This is a genomic window from Virgisporangium ochraceum (assembly GCF_016863655.1).
Taxonomy (GTDB): Bacteria; Actinomycetota; Actinomycetes; order Mycobacteriales; family Micromonosporaceae; genus Virgisporangium; species Virgisporangium ochraceum.
The window spans coordinates 78,558-99,288 of sequence record NZ_BOPH01000020.1 but is presented as its reverse complement, the minus strand read 5'-3'; the positions used below and the strand labels follow the sequence as shown (position 1 = coordinate 99,288).

Here is a 20,731-nt window from a genome sequence, read left to right as displayed (position 1 = left end):
GCCAGAATGGGCGGCGATGGATGGCTCGACGGTGACGGTGATCTGCGGCGCCTCGGGCGTCGGCAAGTCGTGCGTCGCGCGGCCGCTCGCGGTCCGCCTCGGCGTTCCCCTGATCGAGACCGACGACCTGGTGACCGCGCTCACCGCGTTGACCACGCCGCAGACCCACCCGCACCTGCACACCTGGCCCGCCGGCGGGACCCCGGAGCAGATCGTCGCCCACGCGGTTGCCGTCGCGGCCGCGCTCGCACCCGGGTTCCGGGCGGTGATCGCCGATCATCTCGAGTTCCGCGCGCCCGCGGTCATCGAGGGCGACCACCTCACCCTCGACCTCGTCGACGGCCTCGCCGGCGCCCGCGCGGTCGTCATCAGCGAGCCCGACGAGGACCGCATCGTCGGGAATCTCCTCGACCGCGAGCCCGCCGCCGGCCCCCAACGGGAGCGGGCCCGGGTGAGCGCGCTCCACGACGCGTGGCTGACCGCCGCCGCCCGCCGGTACGGGGTACCGGTCGTCGCGTCGCGGCCGTTCGACGATGTCCTGGCCCGGGTCGAACGGGCGCTCCTCGGGCGTCCCTGACTCAGCCGTACAGCGCCGACACCCACAGGTGGGTCAGCGTGTCGACCAGCACCGCGCGGTCGTCGAACGGCGGGACGCCGCACGCGGCCAGGTAGTACAGCCGCTCGCCGGTCCAGGTCAGCGACGCCGCCAGGGCCGGGAGGTCGACGCGGGCCGTCACCGCGGGGTCGGCCTCGATGCGGGCGACCGCCGCGTCGGTGAAGGTCTGCATCTGTGCCAGCCACAGCTCCCGCAGCTGCGGGTCGGACGCCCAGCTCTCCACGATCGCCCGCAGCACCGGGGCGTTGTCGAGCCACAGGCCGGCACCGGCGTCGACACCGAGGCGGAGCGCCTCGCGCGGGTCGGCACGCGTCTCCACCCACGGCCGGGCGGCCTCGTGGCCGGCGCCGACCGCGCGGCGCACCAGTTCGGCCAGCGCCGCCTGCTTGCCCGGGAAGTAGAAGTAGAAGCTCGCCCGCGACACGCCGGCCGCCGCGATGATCTCGGCCACGCTGAGGCTGTCGAAGGTGCGCTCGCGGAGCAGGTCGCGGAGTGCTTCGAGGATGCGTTCGCGCAGCTCGGCGGCGGGTTGGTGGAGGGCGTCGCGGCGGGCGGTCACCGGCGCAGCCTACCGTATGGGCAGTCTGGACGCCGTGACCAGACACGTTGTATGGTCGGGGCATGACACAGATCGCCGTCCATCTCGTGGTGGACGATCCCGAGGTCGCCGACGTCGACGCGGTCTGGGACCGCGCGACCGCCGCCGGGGCGACCGCGTTCGAGCCCCCGCACGACGCGTTCCGGGGCGACCGCACCGCGCAGTTCCTCGACCCGTCCGGCCACCGGTGGGCCGTGAACCGGCACCTGCGCGACGTCTCCGCCGAGGAGCTGGCCGCCCACGTCGCGGACTCGTTCGCATGAGCATGCGGTACACGACGTTCGGCCGGACCGGGCTGCGGGTCTCCGAGCTGGTGCTCGGCGCGATGACGTTCGGCGAGCAGGGCGGCGTCGGCGCCCCGCTCGAGGAGTGCCGCCGCATCCTCGACGCCTACGCCGAGGCCGGCGGCAACGTCGTCGACACCGCGATCAACTACCGGGGCGGCGCCAGCGAGGAGATCCTCGGCGAGCTGCTGGCCGGTCGCCGCGACCGCTTCGTCGTCGCGTCCAAATACTCGGTGACCCGCGACGCGGCCGATCCGAACGGCGGCGGCAACCACCGCAAGAACCTGCGCCTGTCCCTGGAGACGAGCCTGTGCCGGCTGCGCACGGACCATCTCGACATCTACTGGGTGCACATCTGGGACCCGCACACCCCGGTCGAGGAGACGATGCGGGCCCTCGACGACGCGGTCACCGCCGGCAAGGTCCTCTACGTCGGCGTCTCCGACACGCCGGCCTGGGTCGTCTCCCGGGGCAACACGCTGGCCGAGTGGCGCGGCTGGACCCCGTTCGCCGGTCTCCAGGTCCCGTACAGCCTGGTCAACCGCGACGCCGAACGGGAGCTGCTGCCGATGGCAGAGTCCTACGGTCTCGCGGTGACCGCGTGGAGCCCGCTCGGCGGCGGCGTGCTGTCCGGCAAGTACACGCGAGGCGGGACCGGGCGGCTGGGCCCCACCGCGATCGGCGCCGACGACCTGCGGGTGGCCCGGGTCGTCGACGAGGTCGCCGCCGAGCTCGGTGCCACGCCGGCCCAGGTGGCTCTCGCGTGGACCCGGCGGCGCGCCGGCGTCCTGCCGATGATCGGTGCCCGCACCGTCGACCAGCTCCGCGACAACCTCGGCTGCACGACGGTGACGCTCCCGCCCGAGCTGGCCGACCGGCTGGCGGCGTCGACCGGCTTCACCGCCGGCTTCCCGTCTGACTTCATCGCGCAGACCCGCCCGTGGGTCCTCGGCGCGGCGGCGGTCAGCTGACGGACCCGTGCACCACCACGTGCTCGGGCCGGCCGGTGGCGAACACGACGTCGCCGTGGAAGGTGGCGTGTCCGGACCGCCCGCTCTCGGTGAACGAGATCCGGTCGAGCCGGCTGCCGTCGAACCGCGTGGTGCCGTGGAACTGGGCGCCGTCGAAGTCGACGTAGCCGGCCTGGCAGCCGCTGAAGTCCAGGTCGACGAGGGTGGCGCCGCACAGCCACAGGTTCATGTCGGGCCAGAACCGGTCGCCGGGGCGTAGCCGCGCGGCGATGGTCCGCTGTACGTCCCGCCGGACGCGCAGCAGGTCCTCCTGCGCCGGGGTGCGGGCGGTGGCGCGCAGGTCGAACGGCACCGGGACCCGCAGGAACGCGCACATCGTGACCAGGATCCGCTGGCGCAGCTCGGGCCGGTCGTCGCCGAGCCGGTCGAGGACCGCCAGCCCGTCGGGGAGCGGCTGCCGGGCGTACGGGAGCACGGACGCGTCGGGCACCACGTCACCGGACAGGTCGGTGGTCCAGCCGAGCGGCCACACGGTCTCGCCGTCGTCGGTGTCGCCGCCCCAGCGGGCGCCGGCGAGGTCGACCGCGGGCTGGTCGAGGTGGGTCCGGCCGGCGAACCAGGCGCCGGCGAAGGTCGCGGTCGCGCCGAACCGGGCGTAGTAGAACCAGGCGGGACCGTCGAAGCGCGCGTCGCGGAACGAGACGTCGCCGGCGAACCGGGCGCCGTCGCCGCCCTCCTCCCAGTCCTGGTAGTCCTCGATGAGCACCGCGACCGGCCACTCCGGGTCGTCCTCGTTGAGCTCGTCCCAGGGCGCCGGGACGATCTCCTCGACGGTGTCCCAGTCCTCGTCGTCGTCCCACCAGGTGTGGGCGCCGCGGCCGAACCACGCCGCGCCGGCGAACGCGGCGCCGCTGAAGTCGGCCCGGCCGCGGAACCGGGTGCGGCCGAACTCGGCGTCGCCGTCGAACCGGGCGCGGGTGAAGGTCGCGTCGCCGTGGAAGACGGCGCGGTGGAACGCGGTGTCGTCGTCGAAGGTGGCGCCGTCGAACGCCGTGGTGCCGTGGAACCGGGCGTCGGCGAACGTGGACCCGTCGAGCCGGCAGCCGCTGAGGTCGGCGTCGACCAGCGTCGCCCCGGAGAGGTCCAGGCCGATCTCCTCCCACGGGTCGTCGCCGCGCAGCCGGTCGGCGAGCAGGCGCAGCGCCGCCCGGCGCTCGTCGGAGCCCGGATCGTCGGAGCCCGGATCGTCGGACTGGAACCACGCGCAGACGGCGTCGACGATCTCCTGCCGCGCGTCGGGATCGTCGACGCCGAGGGCGAGGAGGGCCTCCACCGCCGGAAGGCGTGCACCGGCGGCGGCGGTCATCAGGCGGTCCGCCGCCGCCTCGATCTCCCTCGAAGTCACGTCGAGAGCCTAGTAGCGCCTCGTCAGGTTCCCGGGACGCCGCCCACGCCGCCCCCTCCGCGCCGACTCGGCCTCGGCCGTGGCCGTGGCCGCGGCACCGCCACGGCGGCGAGCGGGGTCGACGGATCCGCAACCCGACAAAGCACTCCTTCCGGATTGCTTCCGCTCCGTGCTCGGGCTGTCATCATCAGTAGATGGGGACCGATCTGGTGTTGAGTGACTTCGAGCCGACGGTGCGGTTCAAGGACACCCTCGCCGTGTCGCCCGACGGCCGGTTCTTCGCGTACGTCGACGACGCGTTGGGCCAGTTCAACCTCGCGGTGCGGCCGATGTCCGGTGGCGGCCCCCGGTACCTGACGTCCTACTCCGGTTCGACGGCGCGGGCGGTCTCGTGGCATCCCGACGGCCGGTCGCTGCTGCACATCGCCGACACCGGCGGCAACGAGGCGTACCAGCTGTACCTGGTCGATGTGGAGACCGGCGTCCGGACGGCGCTCACCGACGCGCCCGGGTCGGCGTTCCACCCGGCGATCGGTGACCCGTTCTCGCCCGACGGCAAGCTGCTCGCCTACGCCGGCAACGACCGGAACCCGGCCGACCAGGACGTTCTCGTCCGCGACCTGGTGTCGGGCGAGGTCCGCCGGGTCTTCGACCGCGGTGGGCGGGTCTACGCGGGTCACTGGTCGCCCGACGGCACCCGGCTGACCGTCACCGAGTGGCGCGGCGCCACGACCGACCGCGTGGTCCACGTCGTGCACGTCGACGACGGCCGGATCGAGCGGCTGACGCCGGAGGACACCGCGGCCACGTTCCAGATCGGGCCGTGGCTGCCGGGCGGCGACGGGGTGCTGGTCCTGACCGACCTCGGCCGCGACCTGGCCGGTCTCGCGGTGCTCGACGTCGCCACCCGCGAGCTGACGTGGATCGACCAACCTGTGTGGGACGTCGAGGAGGTGGCGCTGTCGCGCGACGGGAGCACGCTGGCCTGGCTGGTCAACGTCGACGGCGCGTCCCAGCTGAAGGTGCGTGACCTGGCGACCGGCCGCGACCGGCCGGTGCCGGCGCTGCCGCCGGGCCACGCCGCGCAGCTGCGCCTGACGGCCGACGGCCGGCGGGTCGTCGTCCGGATGTCGACGCCGACGGTGCCGTGGAACGTCCTGTCGGTCGACCTGGACTCCGGTGAACAGGCCTGGCTCACCGACGCCCGCCCGGCCGTCGACGCGTCGGTGTTCGTCGAGCCGGTGCTGGTGCGGTACCCGGCCCGCGACGGCACCACGGTCCCCGCGTACCTGTACCGACCGCCGTCACCCGGCGACGAGGTGCCCGTCGTCGTCGCGATCCACGGCGGACCGCCCACCCAGGAGCGGCCCACGTACTCCAACGACGGGCTGTTCCAGTACCTCGCCAGCCGGGGTGTGGCCGTGCTCGCCCCGAACATCCGCGGTTCCAGCGGGTACGGGCTGGCCTACCAGCGCGCGGTCCACCGCGACTGGGGCGGCATCGACCTCTCCGACCTCGACGACGCCGCCCGGTACCTCAAGGACCAGCCGTGGGTGGGCCGCCTCGGGCTGCTCGGCCGCTCGTACGGCGGCTTCGCGGTGCTCAGCTGCGTGTCGCGGCTGCCGGAGCACGACTGGGCCGCCGCGGTGGCCTGGTGCGCGCCGAGCAACCTGGTGACGTTCACGCGGTCCCAACCGCCGACCTGGCGCACCCAGGTCGCGATCATGGTCGGCGACCCGGACACCGACACGGAGTTCCTGACCGGGCGGTCGCCGTTCACCCACGCCGACCGGATCCGGGCCCCGCTGTTCCTGATCCAGGGCGCCAACGACCCGCGGGTTCCGCGGCCGGAGAGCGACCAGATCGTCGCCCGGCTGCGGGGCCGCGGGATCGGCGTCCGCTACGACATCTACCCCGACGAGGGGCACGTGTTCGGGCGCAGCGAGAACCAGCACCGCGCCCACGCCGACGCGGCCGAGTTCCTGCTGAAGCACCTGAAGAAGTGCTGAGACACCTCACGAGACGAGGTGCCACACCGCGAGGGCGATCCGCGCCCGCATGATGCCGTCCGGCCCGGTGAGGTCCACGCCCAGCGCCCGGCCGAGCTGTTCGATCCGGCGGGCGACGCTGCTGTGGTGCAGGTGCAGCAGGTCGGCGGCGCGGCGCAGCGACCCGGCCGCGCAGTAGACGTCGAGGGTCCGCAGGTCGTCGCCGCCCAGCCGGGCGATCGCGGTCACGTCGGGGTTGTCGCGGGCAAGGTCCGGGGGGACGTACGCCAGCAGGGCCAGGGCACCCAGCGCGTCGAAGTGCACGACCGGCTCCCGGTCACCGGCGAACCGCAGCGCGGTGCGCGCCTCCCGCCACGACCGGTCGGGCGGGCCGGCGGTGCCGATGCCGGCGTGGACGTCGGCCGGGAACGCGGCCGGGTCGAGGGAGGTGGCGAGGATGACGCCGACGTCGGCGAGCGGCGCGGCCTTCACCACCCGGGCCGGGCAGACCAGGGTGGCGACCCGGTCGAGCGGGCGCGCGGACCGCACGGCGACGGCGCGCACCGGCACGTCGGCCGGGAACCCGAGCAGCCGCAGCGCCCGGGCCCGGGCCGCCTCGTCGCTGTCGGCGCTCACGACCAGCTCGACCAGGGCGGGGTCGGCCATCGTCGACCGGGCCGGGCCGTACCGCTCGACGACGGCGGCGACGGCGATCGCGAGCCGGTCGACGACCATCTCGTCGAGCGGGCGGGCCACGCCCGGCCGCTCCAGCCACACGGTGCCGATCTCCTCGTCGTCGAGGGTCACCGGTGCGCTGGTCGACGCGGGGGCCGCCGGTGCCGGGCGGCCGTCGGGTGACATGCGGATCTCGCGGCCGGTGCCGTGCAGGCGCACCCCGGCGACGCACTCGGCCAGGCCCGCCGACGCCCGGGTGAGCGCGGGCAGGTCGACCCGCCGGCGCATCAGCGTGTCGTAGAACATCACGACCCGGATCGCGCCCTCGGCCTGCGAGTCGAGCTGCGACAGCCGCTCGGCCAGTGCCTCCATGGCACCGAGGATAGGCGACGAACGTCGCGCGAACGCCCGGCGATGCGCGACGGATGTCGGCTGACCGCCGGGAACGGACCGGCCAGGATGGTCGGCATGGATCCCGAACTCGAAGCGTTCGCCGTGCTGTTCCCGCACACCGACCTGTCCGATCCGGTCGCCGCGCGGACCCAGTTCCGGGCGCTGGCCGGGTCGGTGCCGGCGCCCGACCTGTCCACCCTGAAGGTCGAGGACCGCACCGTGCCCGCCGACCCGGACGTGCCGGTGCGGATCTACCGCCCGCACGACGCGCGGGGCGCGGTCGTGTGGCTGCACGGCGGCGGGTTCGTCATGGGTGACCTCGACACCGAGCACCCGTGGGCGGCGCGGCTGGCCGACGGGTCGGGCGTCACGGTGGTCTCGGTCGGGTACCGGCTGGCACCCGAGAACCCGTTCCCGGCCGGCCTCGACGACGCGTACGCGGTGCTCACGTGGGTCGCGGAGAACGCCGCCGATCTGGGCGTCGACCCCGACCGGATCGCGGTCGGCGGGCACAGCGCCGGTGGCGGCATCGCGGCCGCGCTCGCGCTGCTGGCCCGCAACGAGCAGGGCCCGCCGATCCGGTTCCAGCTGTTGAGCCAGCCCGCCCTGGACGACCGCATGGAGACGTGGTCGGCGCGCACGTTCACCGACACGCCCTGGATGAACACCGCCAAGGTCGCGGCGTTGTGGCGGTACTACCTCGGGCCGACCGCCGACGGCGCGCCCGTGTCGCCGTACGCGGCGCCGGCGCGGGCCGTCGACCTGTCCGGCCTGCCGCCGGCCTACGTCACCACGGCGGAGCTGTGCACCAACCGCGACGAGGACATCCTGTACGCGCTGCGGCTGCTGCAGTCGGGCGTGCCGGTGGAGCTGCACCAGTGGGCGGGCACGTTCCACGGGTCGCAGGCGATCCTGTCGGCGGAGATCTCGCAGCGTCAGATCGCCGAGCTGTGCGCGGCGCTGCGCCGGGCGGTGGGCGACTGATGACGCTCAGGCCCTTCCTGCCGCGGTTCGCGGCCGTCGTCGTGCTCCAGGTGGTCGCGGGCGTCGCGGGCCTCGTTCCGTTGCTGGCGGTGGTCGAGCTGGGACGCGCGATGCTGGCGCCCGGCCCCCTCGACGGGACCCGCGTGCGCACGGCCGTGGCCGCCGGCGCCGTGGGCCTGCTCGTCCGGCTGGTGTGCGCGGGCGCGGCGTCCGGCACGGCACACGTGCTCGACGGGCGGGTGCAGCTCGCGTTCCGGCGGACGCTGGCGCGGCGGCTCGGGCGGGTGCCGCTCGGGTGGTACTCCCGGCGGCGCACCGGCGAGCTGGCGACGGTGGTCGGCGAGGATGTGAGCGCGGTGCACCCGTTCATCGCGCACACGCCGGGCGAGCTCGTGTCGGCGTTCGTCGTTCCGCTGGTGTCGCTGGGGTACCTGGTCACCGTCGACTGGCGGCTGACGCTGGTGACGCTCGCGCCGGTGCTGGTGGCCGTGGCGCTGGTCCCGTTGATGCTGACCCCGGCCCGGGCGCGGGAGCAGCGCGACGTCGACGCGGCCATGGGCGCCGTCGCGACCTCGGTCGTGGAGTTCGTCCAGGGCATCGCGGTGGTCAAGGCGTTCGGTGGCGCCGACCGGGCGCACCGCCGCTACCGCGTGGCCGTCGACGGGTTCGTCGGCACGTTCGTCCGGTGGGTCGGCGGGATCTCCGGGATCGCGGCGGGCATGCAGGTCGCCCTGTCGCCGCCGGTCGTGCTCCTGGTCGTGCTGACCGGCGGCGCTGTGCTGGTCACCGACGGAAGCCTGCCCCCGGCGGACCTGGTGCCGTTCATCCTGCTCGGGCTGGGCCTGACCGCGCCGGTGGCGGCGCTCGGCCACGGCTTCGACGACGTTCAGGCCGCCAGCCGCGCGGTGGGCAGGATTCGCGACGTGCTCGCGGTGCCGCCGCTGCCGCGCCCCGACCGGCCGACCGCGCCCGACGGGCACCGCGTGGAGCTGCGCGGCGTCCGGTTCTCCTACGACTCCGGCCGGGAGGTGCTGCGCGGCGTCGACCTGACCCTCGAACCCGGCACGGTCACCGCGCTGGTCGGGGCGTCGGGCAGCGGGAAGTCGACGCTGGTGCGGCTGCTGCCGCGGTTCTTCGACCCGACCGCCGGCCGGATCCTGCTCGGCGGCGTCGACCTGCGCGAGGTCGACGAGCGCGACCTGTACCGCACGATCTCGTTCGTGTTCCAGGACGTGCGGCTGCTGCGCGCGTCGGTCGCCGACAACATCGCGCTCGCCGTGCCGCACAGCGGCCGGGCCGACGTCGTGCGCGCCGCGACCGCGGCCGGCATCCACGACCGGATCCTCGCGCTGCAGCACGGCTACGACTCGGTCCTCGGTGACGGGGTCACGCTGTCGGGCGGCGAGGCGCAGCGGATCTCGGTCGCGCGGGCGCTGCTCGCCGACACCCCCGTGCTCGTGCTCGACGAGGCGACCGCGTTCGCCGACCCGGTCACCGAACGGGCGGTGCGGTCCGTGCTGTCGGGCGGCCGCACCGTGCTGGTGATCGCGCACCGCCTGGAGACGGTCGTCGGCGCCGACACGGTGGTGGTACTGGAGGACGGCGCGGTCGTCGAGCGCGGCCGGCCCGACGACCTGATCGCCCGCGACGGCCGGTTCGCCGCGCTGTGGCGGACCCACCTGCACGGAGCGGCACGGTGATCCGCCTGCTGCTGCGCGTGCTGGGGCCGGGCTTCGCCCGGCCGGTGCGGCGCGCCCTGGCGCTGATGACGGTCGCCGCGGTCGCCGAGGGGCTGTCGTACGCGCTGCTGGTGCCCGTGCTCCGGGCGCTGCTCGGTGGCACGCCGGGTGACGCGTGGCCGTGGCTGGCCGCGTTCGGGGCCGCGGTGTCGGTCTCGGCGGTCCTGCGCTACGGGGCCGACCTGCTCGGCTTCCGCGTCGGCACCACGCTGCTGCGCGGCGTCTACCACCGGCTCGGCGACCACCTGGCCCGGCTGCCGGTCGGCTGGTACACGGCCGGCCGGGTCGGCGAGGTGTCGGTGCTGGCCGGCCGCGGCGTGCTGCAGGCGATGGGCGTGATCGCGCACCTGCTGGGCCCGTTGGTCTCCGCGTCGGTGACCCCGCTGACGATCGTCGCGGTCATGGCCGCGTTCGACTGGCGGCTGGGTCTCGCGGCGGCCGTCGCGGTGCCGGTGGTCGCGGCGGTGCAGGTCCATTCGGGACGCGCGACGGCGGCGACCGACGCCGACCGCGCCGACCGCGACCGGGAGGCCACCGCCCGCGTGATCGAGTACGTGCAGGCCCAGCCGGTGCTGCGGGCCGGCGGCCGCACCGGGGAGCGGTTCGCGCTCCTCGACGGCGCGCTGCGCGACGTCGAGCGGGCGTCCCGCCGTTCGACGCTGTCGGCGCTGCCCGGCGTCGTCGGGCTGACGCTGACCGTCCAGGCGGGATTCACGGCGCTGCTCGCCCTGGGCGCCTACCTGGCCCTCGACGGCCGGGTCGGCGCGGCCGAGGTGCTGGCGGTGCTGGTGCTGGCCGCCCGGTGCGCCGACCCGCTGCTGTCGCTGACCGACCTCGCCGGCCGCCTGCGCGGCGCCCGCACCGAGCTGACCCGCCTCGACGCGGTGCTGCGCACCGCGCCGCTGCCGGAGCCGGCCGACCCGGTGCGGCCGGTGGCCCACGACCTGGAGTTCGACGCGGTCTCCTTCGGCACCGTGGTCGACGGCCTCACGCTGCGGGTGCCGCAGGGCCAGCGGCTCGCGGTGGTGGGCCCGTCGGGTGCCGGCAAGTCCACGCTGCTGCGGCTGGTCGCGAGGTTCCACGACGTGTCCGCGGGCGCGGTGCGCGTCGGCGGGGTCGACGTCCGGGCGATGGCGTCGGCGGACCTGATGGACCGCGTCGCGATCGTCTTCCAGGACGTGTACCTGTTCGACGGCACGATCGCGGAGAACGTGCGCCTCGGGCGTCCCGGCGCCACCGACGCCGAGGTCCGCGCGGCGGCGTCCGCCGCCGGCCTCGACGAGGTGCTCGAGCGCCTCCCCGACGGCTGGGACACGGCCGTCGGCGAGGGCGGCACGCTGCTCTCGGGCGGCGAGCGCCAACGGGTGTCGATCGCGCGGGCCCTGCTGAAGGACGCGCCGATCGTGCTGCTCGACGAGGTGACGTCGGCCCTGGACCCGGTCAACGAGGCGGCCGTGCACGACGGCGTCGAGCGTCTGCTGGCCGGCCGCACCGTGGTGATGGTGGCGCACCGGGTCCGGTCCGCGACCCGCGCCGACCGGGTGGTCCTCCTCGACGGCGGCCGCATCGTGGCCGACGGTCACCACGACGATCTGCTCCGGGCCGACGGGCGGTACGCCGCCTTCTGGGACGGGGTCAGCGGGGCAGCGGCCAGATCCGGACGCCGTTGAGCCCCGTGCACCCGACGTAGCGGACCCCCCGGACGCAGGTGGCCGTGCCGGTCCACCGGGTGTCGCGCCCGATCACGCTGAACCGGCCGGTGGCCACGTCGAGCGCGGCGAGCATCAGGCCCCCGCCGGAGGTCTCCTGGCTGAGCAGGGTGCCGGTGCGGTCGGAGCCGGCGTAGGCCCAGCCCGGGTAGGTGTGCAGCCTCCGGCCGGTGCGCAGGTCGCGGACCTCGGTGGCGCCCGACCGGGGCCGGACGGCCGGCCACGACACGACCAGGCGGTCGCCGCGTACCAGGAAGCGGTCGCCGCGGCCCCGGTACCGGATCTCGCCGGCGGCCAGGTCGGCGACCATCATCTGCTCGGGCGTCGCCGTGCACAGGTAGCGGTCGCCGCAGAAGGTGGAGAACCGGGAGTTGTGGCGCCAGCGTTCCACGCCGGTCGCGAGGTCGTAGGCGACGGTCAGGTCGTCGAGCTCGCTCCGCTGCTGGAAGACGATCGCGAGCCCGCCCTTGACCTCGACGTTGAGCGGTGTGCCGGTGAGCGCGAGCCGGTGCTCGCGGATGGGGTCGCCGGTAGACGGGTCGCTGATCCGCAGCCGCCCGTCGGTGGCGAGCTCGACGACGGCGTCGGGACGGCCGTCGGACGCCTCGCGCGTGCGGACCACCGTTGCGGCGTCGACGACCCGGCTCCACCGGGTCTCGCCGGTGCGCCGGTCGACGGCCTCGATCGTCTGGGCCGGCGTGCCCACCGTGGCTCCGGCCGGCGCGACGCGGTCGGAGCCACGGTCGACCAGGACGGTCGTGTCGGCGCCGACGACGAGCACGTCGCGGCCGGTGCGGGTCCACAGCAGCCGGCCGGTGCGGGCGTCGCGCCCCTGTACGGCGTCGCGGGCGCCCTGTCCGTCGGGGTCGGAGTCGAACACCGACACCGTCACCAGGCCGGGGTCGCCGACGAGGTACGGCGACGGGAACCCGTTCGGGAAGTTGACCGTCCACAGTGGAGCGGACCGGCCGGGTCGGAAGGCCTGCAGGCGGCCGCTGCGGATGCGCTGGGTGGTGAGGAACGCGGTGTCGTCGGACGCGAAGCGCAGCGCCGTGTTCGGGTCGCGCTGCGACAGGACCGGGTCCCACCGCTTCGGCGCGGCGGCCGCGCCCAGCGTCAGGAGCGTCGCGGCGGTGACCACCGCGGGCAGCAGCCAGCGCGGAAGCCGTGGCGGCCAGCGCCGCGGGGGAGGTGGTTCGTCCTCCCACGGTTCGGCGAGGCCCAGCTCGATGACGGCGCCACCCACCCTGACAGCATGACCCACGACCGCGCTAGCGTCACCGTTCGTGAGCCAGAGTGGGAGCCAGGCCGCCGCGTTCTTCCGCGAGGTCGCCGAGCACCGTCAGGTGTGGTGGGTCGGCGACGACGGGGGCAGCCCGGCGCCGGAGACCGGTGGCGGCCAGCGGGCGTTCCCGTACTGGTCCTCGGAGGCGAGGGCGCGGCGGGCCGCCGACACGTGGGGCGGCGGCCTGCGCGCGGTCTCCATGCCGTTGGACGTGTGGCGCGAGCGGGCGCTGCCCGACCTCGCCGGTGACGGGTACCTCGTCGGCATCAACTGGACGGGAGACCGCCTGGTCGGCTGGGAGTTCACGGTGGCCGAGGTCCTCAACCGGCTCGACCACGCGCTGGGGGAGGGCCCCTACGCCGAGGGGTCGCGGTGACCGCCCCACTGGCCGCCGAGGTGGCCGACCGCTTCGGGCTCGGCCGGGCGGTGGCGCTGTCCGACGGTCCGGTCGCCAAGGGCAAACAGGGTGAGGTGTGGCGGCTGGTCACGGCCGACGGCCGCTGGGCGGTGAAGGTCCCCTTCCGGGAGACCGACGAGGGCGAGGTCGACGCGTCGACCCGGTTCCACGAGGCGGCCCACGCCGCGGGCGTGCCCGTGCCGCCGGTGCGCCGGACCACCGACGGGCGGATCTTCGCCCGGCTCGGTGACCGGCAGGTGCGGGTGTACGGGTGGGTCGACCTCGGCCGGCCCGACCCGCTGCTGGACCCGGAAGCGGTGGGTGCCGCGGTGGCCGCCATCCATCGGGTCGACTTTCCGGCCGACGGTCCGGTGCACCCCTGGTACACCGAGCCGCTGGGTGCCGACGGCTGGGACCGGCTGGTGGCGCGGCTGCGCGCGGAGGGCGCGCCGTTCGCCGGGCGGCTCGCGGAGCTGCGCGACGAACTGGTCGCGATGGAGTCGTGGCTGGAGCCGCCGGCGGACCTGCGGGCCTGTCACTGCGACCTGTGGGCCGACAACGTCCTGCCCACCGCCGACGGCGGGCTGTGCGTGATCGACTGGGAGAACAGCGGCCCGGCCGACCCGCACCAGGAGCTCGGGTGCGTGCTGTTCGAGTTCGGGCGCTCCGACCCCGGCCGCGCGCGGGCGCTGGTGTCGGCCTACACCGGCGCGGGTGGGCCGGCGGCCGTCGACCGGCCGGGTCGCTTCTCGATGCTCATCGCCCAGCTGGGACACATCACGGAGGCCGCCGCCACCGACTGGCTGCAGCCGAACGCCCGCAACCCTGACCGGGCCGGCTCGGAGGCGTGGATCCGCGAGACCCTCGACGACCCGCACACCCGCGCCCGGCTCACCGCGCTGCTGGAGGCGGTGCGCTGAGCCGCAGCTCCATGTAGAGCATCAGCGCGTCGAGGCCGGACAGGCCGGCCTCGGAGCCCTCGAACACGGGCCGCTCCCGGAAACCCAGCGACCGGTACAGCGCCTGCGCTTCGCGCATGAACACCGCTGTCTCCAGCCGCGCGACCCGGTAGCCGAGGGCGCGTCCGCGCGGGCCGAGCAGCTGCGGCACCGCGCCCGTCCGCACCCCGACACCGGCGGCTCATCGACCGTCCCGACCGACCTCCCATGCGCACGTGTCGTCGACGGCGACCCGGCCGGGCCGCTCCACCGTGGCGAAGACGCCCAGCGTCAGGTCGTGGTGCCGGGCGAGCGTCCTGAGGAGGTCGTTGCGCTCGCGCGCCGGTCCCTGGGCCATGTCGATCATCACGCACCGGGTGAGCGGACGGACGATCCGCAGCACCGCCTCCGCGCCGACGCGCAGCCGGCGCCCGGGCCAGTCGTCCTCCGGGAACCCGTCGCCGGGGACGTCGATCAGCAGGTTCGCCCGGAACCGGAGCGGTTCCACGTCTCCGCCGGTGAGGGCTTCGAGGGCGCGCACCGACGCCGTGGTGAGCAGGCTGACCGGTCCCTCGTCGTAGTGGCTGACCGCGGTCTCCGGCGCGAGGGTCACCGTGCGACCGAGCACCTCGCCGACCGCGCGGTGGCCGGCCGGGTCGTCGGCGGCGAAGCGCCTGCCGTCGGGGAGCTCGACTATCGGAGCCGGGTCCGCCGCGTACGCGCGGAACCCGAAGAGCCCCGGCATCCGCCGGAACCGCCGGGTGCTCTTGCCGCTGCCGAGTTTCCCGTCGGGGTCGCGGACCGCCCACCACCGGTCACCGGCGAGGCCGCGCGCACCGATCTCCGCGGACGGCACCACCTCGCCGCGCATCGACTTGACCGGGAACCGGCGGACTTCGACGATCTTCACGCTGTCGACGGTACCGTTGGCTGACATGTCTGCCCTTCCGAACCTCCAGCGCTGGCTCGACGGGGCCGCCACCCGTCACGACGTTCCCGGCGCCGCGATCGCGGTCGGCGTCGGTGACGTGCTCGTGGAGGCGGCGACCGGGGTGGTCAACCGTGGCACCGGCGTCGGTACCACCACGGACACGCTGTTCCAGATCGGCTCGGTCACCAAGGTGTGGACCGCGGCGCTGGTGATGCAGCTCGTCGACGAGGGGCTCGTCGACCTGGACGCGCCGGTGCGCCGGTACCTGCCGGAGTTCGGCGTGCTCGACGCCGCGGCGAGCGCGTCGGTCACCGTGCGCCAGCTGCTGTCGCACACCGGCGGGTTCGACGGCGACCTGTTCGAGGACACCGGCCGCGGCGACGACGCGGTCGACCGGCTGCTCGCGTTCATGCGCACCGGTGCCCGGCAGGTGCACCCGCCGGGCGAGCTGTTCTCGTACTGCAACGCGGGGTACAACGTCCTCGGCGCGCTCGTCTCGAGGCTGCGCGGCGGCACCTGGGAGTCGGTGCTGCGCGAGCGGCTCATCGGTCCGCTCGGTGCCACCCACATGGCGTTGTTCGCGGAGGAGGCGATCCTGTTCCGGGCCGCGGTCGGGCACCTGCCCGGCACGAACGGTGGTCCGCAGCGCGTCACGTCGCAGTGGCAGATCCCGCGCTCGAACGCGCCGGCCGGTGCCACGCCCTGCGCGGCACCGCGCGAGCTGGTGCGCTTCGGCCGCATGTTCCTCGCCGACGGCGTCGCCGCCGACGGCACCCGGGTCCTTCCCGCCGGTACGTTCGCGGCGATGTGCGAACCGCAGGTCACGCTGCCGTGGCTGGGCGAGCGCTACACGGCCCGGTGGGGACTCGGTTTCATGCTGTTCGAGTGGGACGGCGTGCCGGTCGTCGGCCACGACGGCGGGACGATCGGCCAGGGCACGTGCTGGCGCGTCGTGCCCGACCGCGACGTGGTGGTGGCGGTGACCGTCAACGGCGGCGCGGGTGGCGCGCTCATCGACGACGTGCTCGCCGCGGTGCTGGCCGAGTCCGCCGACCTCCGGCTGCCGCCGCGGGTGCGGCCGCCGGCCGAGCCGGTGCCCGTCGACCCGGCCGCCTACGTGGGCCGCTACTCCTCGCCGGCCGGCACGTACGAGATTGTCGCCGCCGACGGCGGCCTCGACGTCACCACGATTCCGAAGGGCATGTTCGTCGAGATCGGCGAGGAGCCGAAGACCGCCCGGTACGTCCCGCTCGGCGACGACCGCTTCGTCGGCGCCGAACCCGACGAGGGCGTGCACCCCCAGCTTGTCTTCATCGACGACGGCCGGTACCTGTACAACAGCCGCGCCATGCCGAGGGAAACGCCGGGCGAACCGGGGTGACGCGCATGGCGGAGACACGGACCCACCGGGACGTCGAGCACGCCCTCCGCGACGACGGCTGGACGCCGTGCGGCGCCGGCGACTGGGCGGTCGCCCTGCGTTCGCCCGACGGCGCCACCGTCGCGCGGATCAGCCCGTTCGACCCGACCGGGCCGTACTCGGCGGCGCTGTACCGGGAGGCGGCGCACACCCGTCAGGTTCCGGTGCTGTTCGAGCACCGGCGGCTCGCCGGGGGCGGCGACCTCCAGGTGCTGGAGTGGCTGCGGCCGGTGCCGGCGGACGAGGCCGCCGCGTTCCACCGGGCGATCGGGGAGCGGACCCCGGAGGTGGCCGACCTCGTCGGTGTCGTGCACCGGGTCCACGAGCGGGCGCGGCGCGACCTTCCATGGTGCGGACCGCTGGACACCAACCCGGCCAACGTGATGCGCGCCGCCGACGGGCGGCTGGTGGTCCTCGACCTGTTCTACGCCGACGGGCCGGCCCTGTACGCGGCGGCGGCCACCGACCCCGACCTGGTCGCCGCGCGGATCCCCCAGCCGGAACGGCGGTTCATGACCGAGATCCCGCTCACCCACTCGGGCCCGTGGGACGAGGCGGAGCGCGCGGCGATGCGCGCCGCCCTCGCCGCGGCGGACGCCCGCCGAACGGATAGCGTGGGGTCGTGAACGACGACGCCGGGTGTCCCGCGGACCGGCAGCATGCGTGAGAACACGGCGCTCGCCGCGGAGGCGGCCAACCTCTCCGCGGCCCTGGAGTCGGTGACCGAGGCCGGGTACGACCGGCCGACCCGGTGTCCACCGTGGACGGTCCGCGCGTTGCTGGCCCACGTGGGCATGGCCACCGACCGCGTCATCCTCATGCTGGCGGAGCCGGCGCCGCCCACCGCCGACACCGACGCGGCCGGCTACTACCGTCCCGACGTCCGGTTCTCGCCGGCGACGAACAGCGAACGCATCGACGGCGCCGTCTCCGCCGCGGCGCGGGCCGGATCGGGTGCGGCGCTCGCCGCCCGCTTCGGGCGGACCTGGCGCGACGCCCACGCCGCGGTGGCGCGGGAGGATCCGGACCGCGTGGTGCGCACCCGCCACGGAGACGCGATGCGGCTGGCCGACTTCATGGTGACGCGCGTCGTGGAACTGGTGGTGCACGGGCTCGACCTCGCCGACGCGCTCGACCGTCCACCGTGGACGGACGGCGGCGCGCTCGCCGTGGTGACCGGCCTGCTCGTCCCGACGGGGTCCTGGACCGGTGACCCGATGATCCTCGTGCGCGCCGCCACCGGCCGGGCCGACGACGACGGCACGGCGGCCGGCCGGTTGCGCGCCGCCGGCGTCACGTGGCTGGCGCTGGGCTGAGAACCATGGGCACCGCGAAGTGCCTTCTGTCCGGCGCCCCGTATCGGTTCTAGCGTCGGAGACGTGCGAATCCACACCTACACCGCCGCCGAGGCGGGTCTGCTCGTCAACAGCTACCTCGTCGAGGCCGACGAGGGCGTCGTGCTGGTCGACGCCAACCTGCTGCAGTCCGACGTGAACGCGCTCGCCGCCCGCCTGGCGGCCCTGCGCAAGCCGCTGCTCGGCGTGTTCGTCACGCACGCGCACCCCGACCACTTCAACGGGCTGCCGACGCTGGCCGGCGACGACGTTCCCGTCTACGCCTCGGCCGACGTCGCCGACACGATCGCCGCGATCGCCGACGCCAAACGCGAGCAGTGGCAACCGGTGTACGGCGCCGAGTGGCCCGACCGGCACCGCGTCCCCGACCACCGTCTCGCCGACGGCGACGCCGTCGACCTGGGCGGCCTGCGCTTCACGCTGCGCGTCGTGGGCGCCGCCGAGAGCCACGCCGACTCCTACCTGACGCTCGGCGACGTGGCGTTCATCGGCGACCTCGCCTTCCACGGCACGCACCCGTACACCGCCGACGGCCATACGGGGGAGTGGCTGGAGGCGCTCGACACGCTCACCGCCGCGCTGGCCGGCTTCCGGCTGCTCCCCGGCCACGGCGGGCCGGGCGACGTCGGAATGCTGGCCGACCAGCGCCGCTACCTGATGATGTACCGCGAGACCGTCCGGCGGCTCGCGGCCGGCGCGCCGTCGCTGTCCGACGCGCAGCGCGCCGAACTGACGGCGGTGATGACCGCGTTCCTGCCCGACGCGCCGCTGTCGTGGATGGTCGCCCTGGGCGCCGACGCGGTCGCGGCGGAACTAGCGGCGGAACCAGCGGCGGAACCAGCGGCGGAACTGGTTGCGGTGAACGAATTGCGGAGCTGACCTCGCCGGCACCGGCGCACCCCGGCGTCGATAGGGTGGTGCCGTGGAGAGCAGACCGTTCGGTTCGACCGGTATCGACGTGAGCGCCATCGGGCTGGGCGCCTGGCAGCTGGGCCGGTCGGCGAACTGGCCCGACGGGCCCGACGAGGCCGAGGCGGTGCGCATCGTGCACGCCGCTCTCGACGCGGGAGTGGCGTTCATCGACACCGCGCCCGGGTACGCCGACGGCGCCAGCGAGGTGAACATCGGCCGCGCGCTGTCCACAACGGACCGCAGGCCGGTGATCTGCACCAAGTTCGGCTACACCCCGGAGGGGGAGACCAACTGGTCGGCCGACGCGATCGAGGCGTCCGTCGAGCGCAGCGCCCGCCGGATGAACGTCGACCACGTCGACGTCGTCGTGCTGCACAACCCGCCGCCGGAGATCCTCGACGGTTCGCGCGGCGACCATTACGAGGTGCTGCAGCGGCTGGTCGACAAGGGTACCATCCGCGCCTACGGCTCGTCCGTCGACCGGGGCGCCGACATCGACACGGTGCTGGAGACCAGCGCGTCGACGGCGCTGGAGGTCCGGTTGTCGGCGCTGTACCAGGAGCCGTGGGCGGCGATGGGCCGGGCGCGCGACAAGGGTGTCGGCACCATCATCAAGGTGCCGTTGGAGTCCGGGTGGCTGTCGGGGCGTTACACCGCCGACAGCCAGTTCACCGACGTCCGCGCGCGGTGGTCGCGCGAGGACATCGCGGTGCGGGCCGCGCTCGTCGAGGAGTTCCGGGCGCTGCTGCCCGCCGGGGTCGGTCCGGTCGAGGGCGCGTTGCGGTTCCTGCTGGCCTACGACGCGGTGAGCACGGTGATCCCGGGCACCAAGTCGGTCGCGCAGCTGGAGTCGAGCCTGCGCGCCGTCGCGGAACCGTTGCCCGCGGACAGTGTCGCCGCGGTCCGGTCGTGGTACGACACCCGCCTCGCCGCGAAACCGCTCGACTGGTGAGCGCCCTCGCCCGCCGGGTCTACGAGGCCTGCCACCTCACCGGCACGTTCCGGTTGCGGTCGGGCCAGGTGAGCCACGAGTACTTCGACAAGTACCTGTTCGAGGCGCAGCCGGCCCTGCTGCGCGACGTCGCGGAGGCGATGGTCGCGCTGCTGCCCGACGAATGCGACGTGCTCGCCGGCATGGAGCTGGGCGGCATCCCGATCGCCACGGTCATGTCGCAGCTGACCGGCCTGCCGACGGTCTTCGTCCGCAAGCAGGCCAAGGAGTACGGCACCGCGAAGCTCGCCGAGGGCGGCGCCGTCGCGGGCCGCCGGGTCGTCGTGGTCGAAGACGTGGTGACCACCGGAGGCGCGCTCCTGGCCTCGTGCCGCGACCTGCGCGCGGCCGGCGCCGTCGTCGACCTGGTCGTCTGCGCCATCGACCGCGAACAGGGCGGGGCAGCGAACCTGGCCGCCGAGTCCCTGGTGCTGCGGCCGGCGCTCACCAGGGCCGGGCTGGAGGCGGCGGTCCGGGCGTGAGCGCCGTCATCGTGGCGCTCGACTTCGACAACGCCGCCGACGCGGTGGCGGTGGTAGACCGGCTGGGTGACGCGGCGCCGTCGTACAAGGTCGGCCTGGAGCTGTTGACGTCCGCCGGTCCGGCCGTCGTGAACACGTTGGTGGGCAAGGGGAAGGAGGTCTTCCTCGACCTCAAGTTGTTCGAGATCCCCGCGTCCGTCGCGGCAGCGGTCCGCGCCGCCGGCCGGCTGGGTGTGTCCATGGTCACCGTGCACGCCACGGGCGGACCGGCGGTCCTCGACGCCGCGGTCGGCGCGGCCGCCGACGTCCCGGGGCTGCGGGTGCTCGCGTTGACGGTCGTGACCAGCCTCGGTGACGCCGACCTCGCGGCGGTCGGTGTCGACGCCACGGTGGGGGAGCAGACGCTGCGGCTGGCCCGGCTGGCGCACCGCGCCGGCTGCCACGGTGTGGTCGCCGCCGCGCGTTCCGCCCCGTCGCTGCGGGCCGTCCTCGGGCCGGATCCGCTCGTCGTCACGCCGGGGGTGGCGACACCCGCCGAGGCGGTGGCCGCGGTGGGTGCCGGGGCGAGCCACGTCGTCATCGGTCGCGCCGTGGCGAAGGCAGGGGACCCGCTGGCCGCGCTCACGGCCGTCAGGAATGCGCTCGCGGTCCGGTGACC

Annotated in this window: 22 protein-coding genes; 16 read left to right on the top strand and 6 right to left on the bottom strand. The window is 74.9% G+C overall.

Annotated features, from left to right (window positions below):
- Positions 1 to 16 precede the first annotated feature (16 nt).
- Positions 17 to 577 (top strand): AAA family ATPase, encoded by a 561-nt coding sequence (locus tag Voc01_RS08120; RefSeq protein ID WP_203926665.1) that lies wholly within the window; start codon positions 17 to 19, stop codon positions 575 to 577.
- Between the two features lies 1 nt (position 578).
- Here the strand turns inward: Voc01_RS08120 and Voc01_RS08115 are convergent, their stop codons facing one another.
- Positions 579 to 1,175: a TetR/AcrR family transcriptional regulator gene (locus tag Voc01_RS08115; protein ID WP_203926664.1), complete on the bottom strand. Its 597-nt coding sequence runs from the start codon at positions 1,173 to 1,175 to the stop codon at positions 579 to 581.
- 62 nt (positions 1,176 to 1,237) lie between these two features.
- Here Voc01_RS08115 and Voc01_RS08110 point away from each other — a divergent pair, with 62 nt between their 5' ends.
- Both Voc01_RS08110 and Voc01_RS08105 read left to right on the top strand, forming a co-directional pair.
- Positions 1,238 to 1,477 carry a VOC family protein gene (locus Voc01_RS08110; protein ID WP_239160038.1) on the top strand — a complete coding sequence of 80 codons (240 nt, stop codon included), beginning with the start codon at positions 1,238 to 1,240 and terminating at the stop codon, positions 1,475 to 1,477.
- A complete protein-coding gene (locus tag Voc01_RS08105) occupies positions 1,474 to 2,469 on the top strand; it encodes an aldo/keto reductase (RefSeq protein WP_239160037.1) in 996 nt (331 codons plus the stop codon). The genes Voc01_RS08110 and Voc01_RS08105 overlap by 4 nt, the downstream gene beginning before the upstream one ends.
- Here Voc01_RS08105 and Voc01_RS08100 read toward each other — a convergent pair.
- On the bottom strand, positions 2,462 to 3,874 hold the full coding sequence (locus tag Voc01_RS08100) for a pentapeptide repeat-containing protein (RefSeq protein WP_203926663.1): 1,413 nt from the start codon (positions 3,872 to 3,874) through the stop codon (positions 2,462 to 2,464). The two genes, Voc01_RS08105 and Voc01_RS08100, sit on opposite strands and share 8 nt — an antisense overlap.
- A gap of 194 nt (positions 3,875 to 4,068) precedes the next feature.
- Between Voc01_RS08100 and Voc01_RS08095 the strand changes: the two genes are divergently transcribed.
- On the top strand, positions 4,069 to 5,883 hold the full coding sequence (locus Voc01_RS08095; RefSeq protein WP_203926662.1) for a S9 family peptidase: 1,815 nt from the start codon (positions 4,069 to 4,071) through the stop codon (positions 5,881 to 5,883).
- Positions 5,884 to 5,889: 6 nt separating this feature from the next.
- On the opposite strand, the gene Voc01_RS08090 is transcribed toward Voc01_RS08095, so the two are convergent.
- Entirely contained in the window at positions 5,890 to 6,909 is a 1,020-nt protein-coding gene (locus Voc01_RS08090; protein ID WP_203926661.1) for a helix-turn-helix domain-containing protein, read from the bottom strand.
- 96 nt (positions 6,910 to 7,005) lie between these two features.
- On the opposite strand from Voc01_RS08090, the gene Voc01_RS08085 reads away from it, so the two are divergent.
- The 3 genes from Voc01_RS08085 to Voc01_RS08075 are packed head-to-tail and all read left to right on the top strand — an operon-like array spanning position 7,006 to position 11,323.
- Positions 7,006 to 7,914 carry an alpha/beta hydrolase gene (locus Voc01_RS08085; RefSeq protein WP_239160036.1) on the top strand — a complete coding sequence of 303 codons (909 nt, stop codon included), beginning with the start codon at positions 7,006 to 7,008 and terminating at the stop codon, positions 7,912 to 7,914.
- A complete protein-coding gene (locus tag Voc01_RS08080) occupies positions 7,914 to 9,614 on the top strand; it encodes an ABC transporter ATP-binding protein (protein WP_203926659.1) in 1,701 nt (566 codons plus the stop codon). The genes Voc01_RS08085 and Voc01_RS08080 overlap by 1 nt, the downstream gene beginning before the upstream one ends.
- Positions 9,611 to 11,323, top strand: a complete 1,713-nt coding sequence (locus tag Voc01_RS08075) for an ABC transporter ATP-binding protein (protein ID WP_203926658.1) — start codon at positions 9,611 to 9,613, stop codon at positions 11,321 to 11,323. The genes Voc01_RS08080 and Voc01_RS08075 overlap by 4 nt, the downstream gene beginning before the upstream one ends.
- On the opposite strand, the gene Voc01_RS08070 is transcribed toward Voc01_RS08075, so the two are convergent.
- Positions 11,289 to 12,608 (bottom strand): outer membrane protein assembly factor BamB family protein, encoded by a 1,320-nt coding sequence (locus Voc01_RS08070; protein WP_203926657.1) that lies wholly within the window; start codon positions 12,606 to 12,608, stop codon positions 11,289 to 11,291. The two genes, Voc01_RS08075 and Voc01_RS08070, sit on opposite strands and share 35 nt — an antisense overlap.
- A gap of 40 nt (positions 12,609 to 12,648) precedes the next feature.
- Between Voc01_RS08070 and Voc01_RS08065 the strand changes: the two genes are divergently transcribed.
- Positions 12,649 to 13,023 (top strand): DUF2750 domain-containing protein, encoded by a 375-nt coding sequence (locus Voc01_RS08065; RefSeq protein ID WP_203926656.1) that lies wholly within the window; start codon positions 12,649 to 12,651, stop codon positions 13,021 to 13,023.
- Positions 13,020 to 13,964 (top strand): phosphotransferase enzyme family protein, encoded by a 945-nt coding sequence (locus Voc01_RS08060; protein ID WP_203926655.1) that lies wholly within the window; start codon positions 13,020 to 13,022, stop codon positions 13,962 to 13,964. Before Voc01_RS08065 ends, Voc01_RS08060 begins: the two co-directional genes overlap by 4 nt.
- Here Voc01_RS08060 and Voc01_RS08055 read toward each other — a convergent pair.
- Entirely contained in the window at positions 13,936 to 14,169 is a 234-nt protein-coding gene (locus Voc01_RS08055; RefSeq protein WP_203926654.1) for an N-acetyltransferase, read from the bottom strand. The genes Voc01_RS08060 and Voc01_RS08055 overlap by 29 nt on opposite strands.
- 15 nt (positions 14,170 to 14,184) lie before the next feature.
- On the bottom strand, positions 14,185 to 14,892 hold the full coding sequence (locus Voc01_RS08050; protein WP_203926653.1) for an MOSC domain-containing protein: 708 nt from the start codon (positions 14,890 to 14,892) through the stop codon (positions 14,185 to 14,187).
- A gap of 25 nt (positions 14,893 to 14,917) precedes the next feature.
- Between Voc01_RS08050 and Voc01_RS08045 the strand changes: the two genes are divergently transcribed.
- From Voc01_RS08045 to pyrF, 7 genes are all read left to right on the top strand, one after another.
- Positions 14,918 to 16,294 carry a serine hydrolase domain-containing protein gene (locus Voc01_RS08045; protein ID WP_203926652.1) on the top strand — a complete coding sequence of 459 codons (1,377 nt, stop codon included), beginning with the start codon at positions 14,918 to 14,920 and terminating at the stop codon, positions 16,292 to 16,294.
- Positions 16,295 to 16,299: 5 nt separating this feature from the next.
- Complete coding sequence (locus tag Voc01_RS08040; RefSeq protein WP_203926651.1) at positions 16,300 to 16,959, top strand: hypothetical protein; 660 nt, start codon at positions 16,300 to 16,302, stop codon at positions 16,957 to 16,959.
- A 33-nt stretch (positions 16,960 to 16,992) separates the two neighbouring features.
- Complete coding sequence (locus Voc01_RS08035) at positions 16,993 to 17,649, top strand: maleylpyruvate isomerase N-terminal domain-containing protein (RefSeq protein WP_203926650.1); 657 nt, start codon at positions 16,993 to 16,995, stop codon at positions 17,647 to 17,649.
- 63 nt (positions 17,650 to 17,712) lie between these two features.
- Positions 17,713 to 18,567, top strand: a complete 855-nt coding sequence (locus tag Voc01_RS08030; protein ID WP_203926649.1) for an MBL fold metallo-hydrolase — start codon at positions 17,713 to 17,715, stop codon at positions 18,565 to 18,567.
- Between the two features lie 43 nt (positions 18,568 to 18,610).
- A complete protein-coding gene (locus tag Voc01_RS08025; protein ID WP_203926648.1) occupies positions 18,611 to 19,552 on the top strand; it encodes an aldo/keto reductase in 942 nt (313 codons plus the stop codon).
- The gene (gene pyrE, locus Voc01_RS08020; RefSeq protein ID WP_203926767.1) at positions 19,546 to 20,073 is read left to right on the top strand and encodes an orotate phosphoribosyltransferase; all 528 of its coding nucleotides are present in this window, start codon (positions 19,546 to 19,548) and stop codon (positions 20,071 to 20,073) included. The genes Voc01_RS08025 and pyrE overlap by 7 nt, the downstream gene beginning before the upstream one ends.
- A complete protein-coding gene (gene pyrF, locus Voc01_RS08015; protein WP_203926647.1) occupies positions 20,070 to 20,729 on the top strand; it encodes an orotidine-5'-phosphate decarboxylase in 660 nt (219 codons plus the stop codon). The genes pyrE and pyrF overlap by 4 nt, the downstream gene beginning before the upstream one ends.
- Positions 20,730 to 20,731: the final 2 nt, after the last annotated feature.

Bases quoted from the DNA above. Each gene is read 5' to 3' on its own strand.
- Voc01_RS08120 (WP_203926665.1), top strand. From the start codon at position 17: ATGGATGGCTCGACGGTGACGGTGATCTGCGGCGCCTCGGGCGTCGGC.
- Voc01_RS08110 (WP_239160038.1), top strand. From the start codon at position 1,238: ATGACACAGATCGCCGTCCATCTCGTGGTGGACGATCCCGAGGTCGCC.
- Voc01_RS08105 (WP_239160037.1), top strand. From the start codon at position 1,474: ATGAGCATGCGGTACACGACGTTCGGCCGGACCGGGCTGCGGGTCTCC.
- Voc01_RS08095 (WP_203926662.1), top strand. From the start codon at position 4,069: ATGGGGACCGATCTGGTGTTGAGTGACTTCGAGCCGACGGTGCGGTTC.
- Voc01_RS08090 (WP_203926661.1), bottom strand. From the start codon at position 6,909: ATGGAGGCACTGGCCGAGCGGCTGTCGCAGCTCGACTCGCAGGCCGAG.
- Voc01_RS08085 (WP_239160036.1), top strand. From the start codon at position 7,006: ATGGATCCCGAACTCGAAGCGTTCGCCGTGCTGTTCCCGCACACCGAC.
- Voc01_RS08080 (WP_203926659.1), top strand. From the start codon at position 7,914: ATGACGCTCAGGCCCTTCCTGCCGCGGTTCGCGGCCGTCGTCGTGCTC.
- Voc01_RS08045 (WP_203926652.1), top strand. From the start codon at position 14,918: ATGTCTGCCCTTCCGAACCTCCAGCGCTGGCTCGACGGGGCCGCCACC.
- Voc01_RS08040 (WP_203926651.1), top strand. From the start codon at position 16,300: ATGGCGGAGACACGGACCCACCGGGACGTCGAGCACGCCCTCCGCGAC.
- Voc01_RS08035 (WP_203926650.1), top strand. From the start codon at position 16,993: ATGCGTGAGAACACGGCGCTCGCCGCGGAGGCGGCCAACCTCTCCGCG.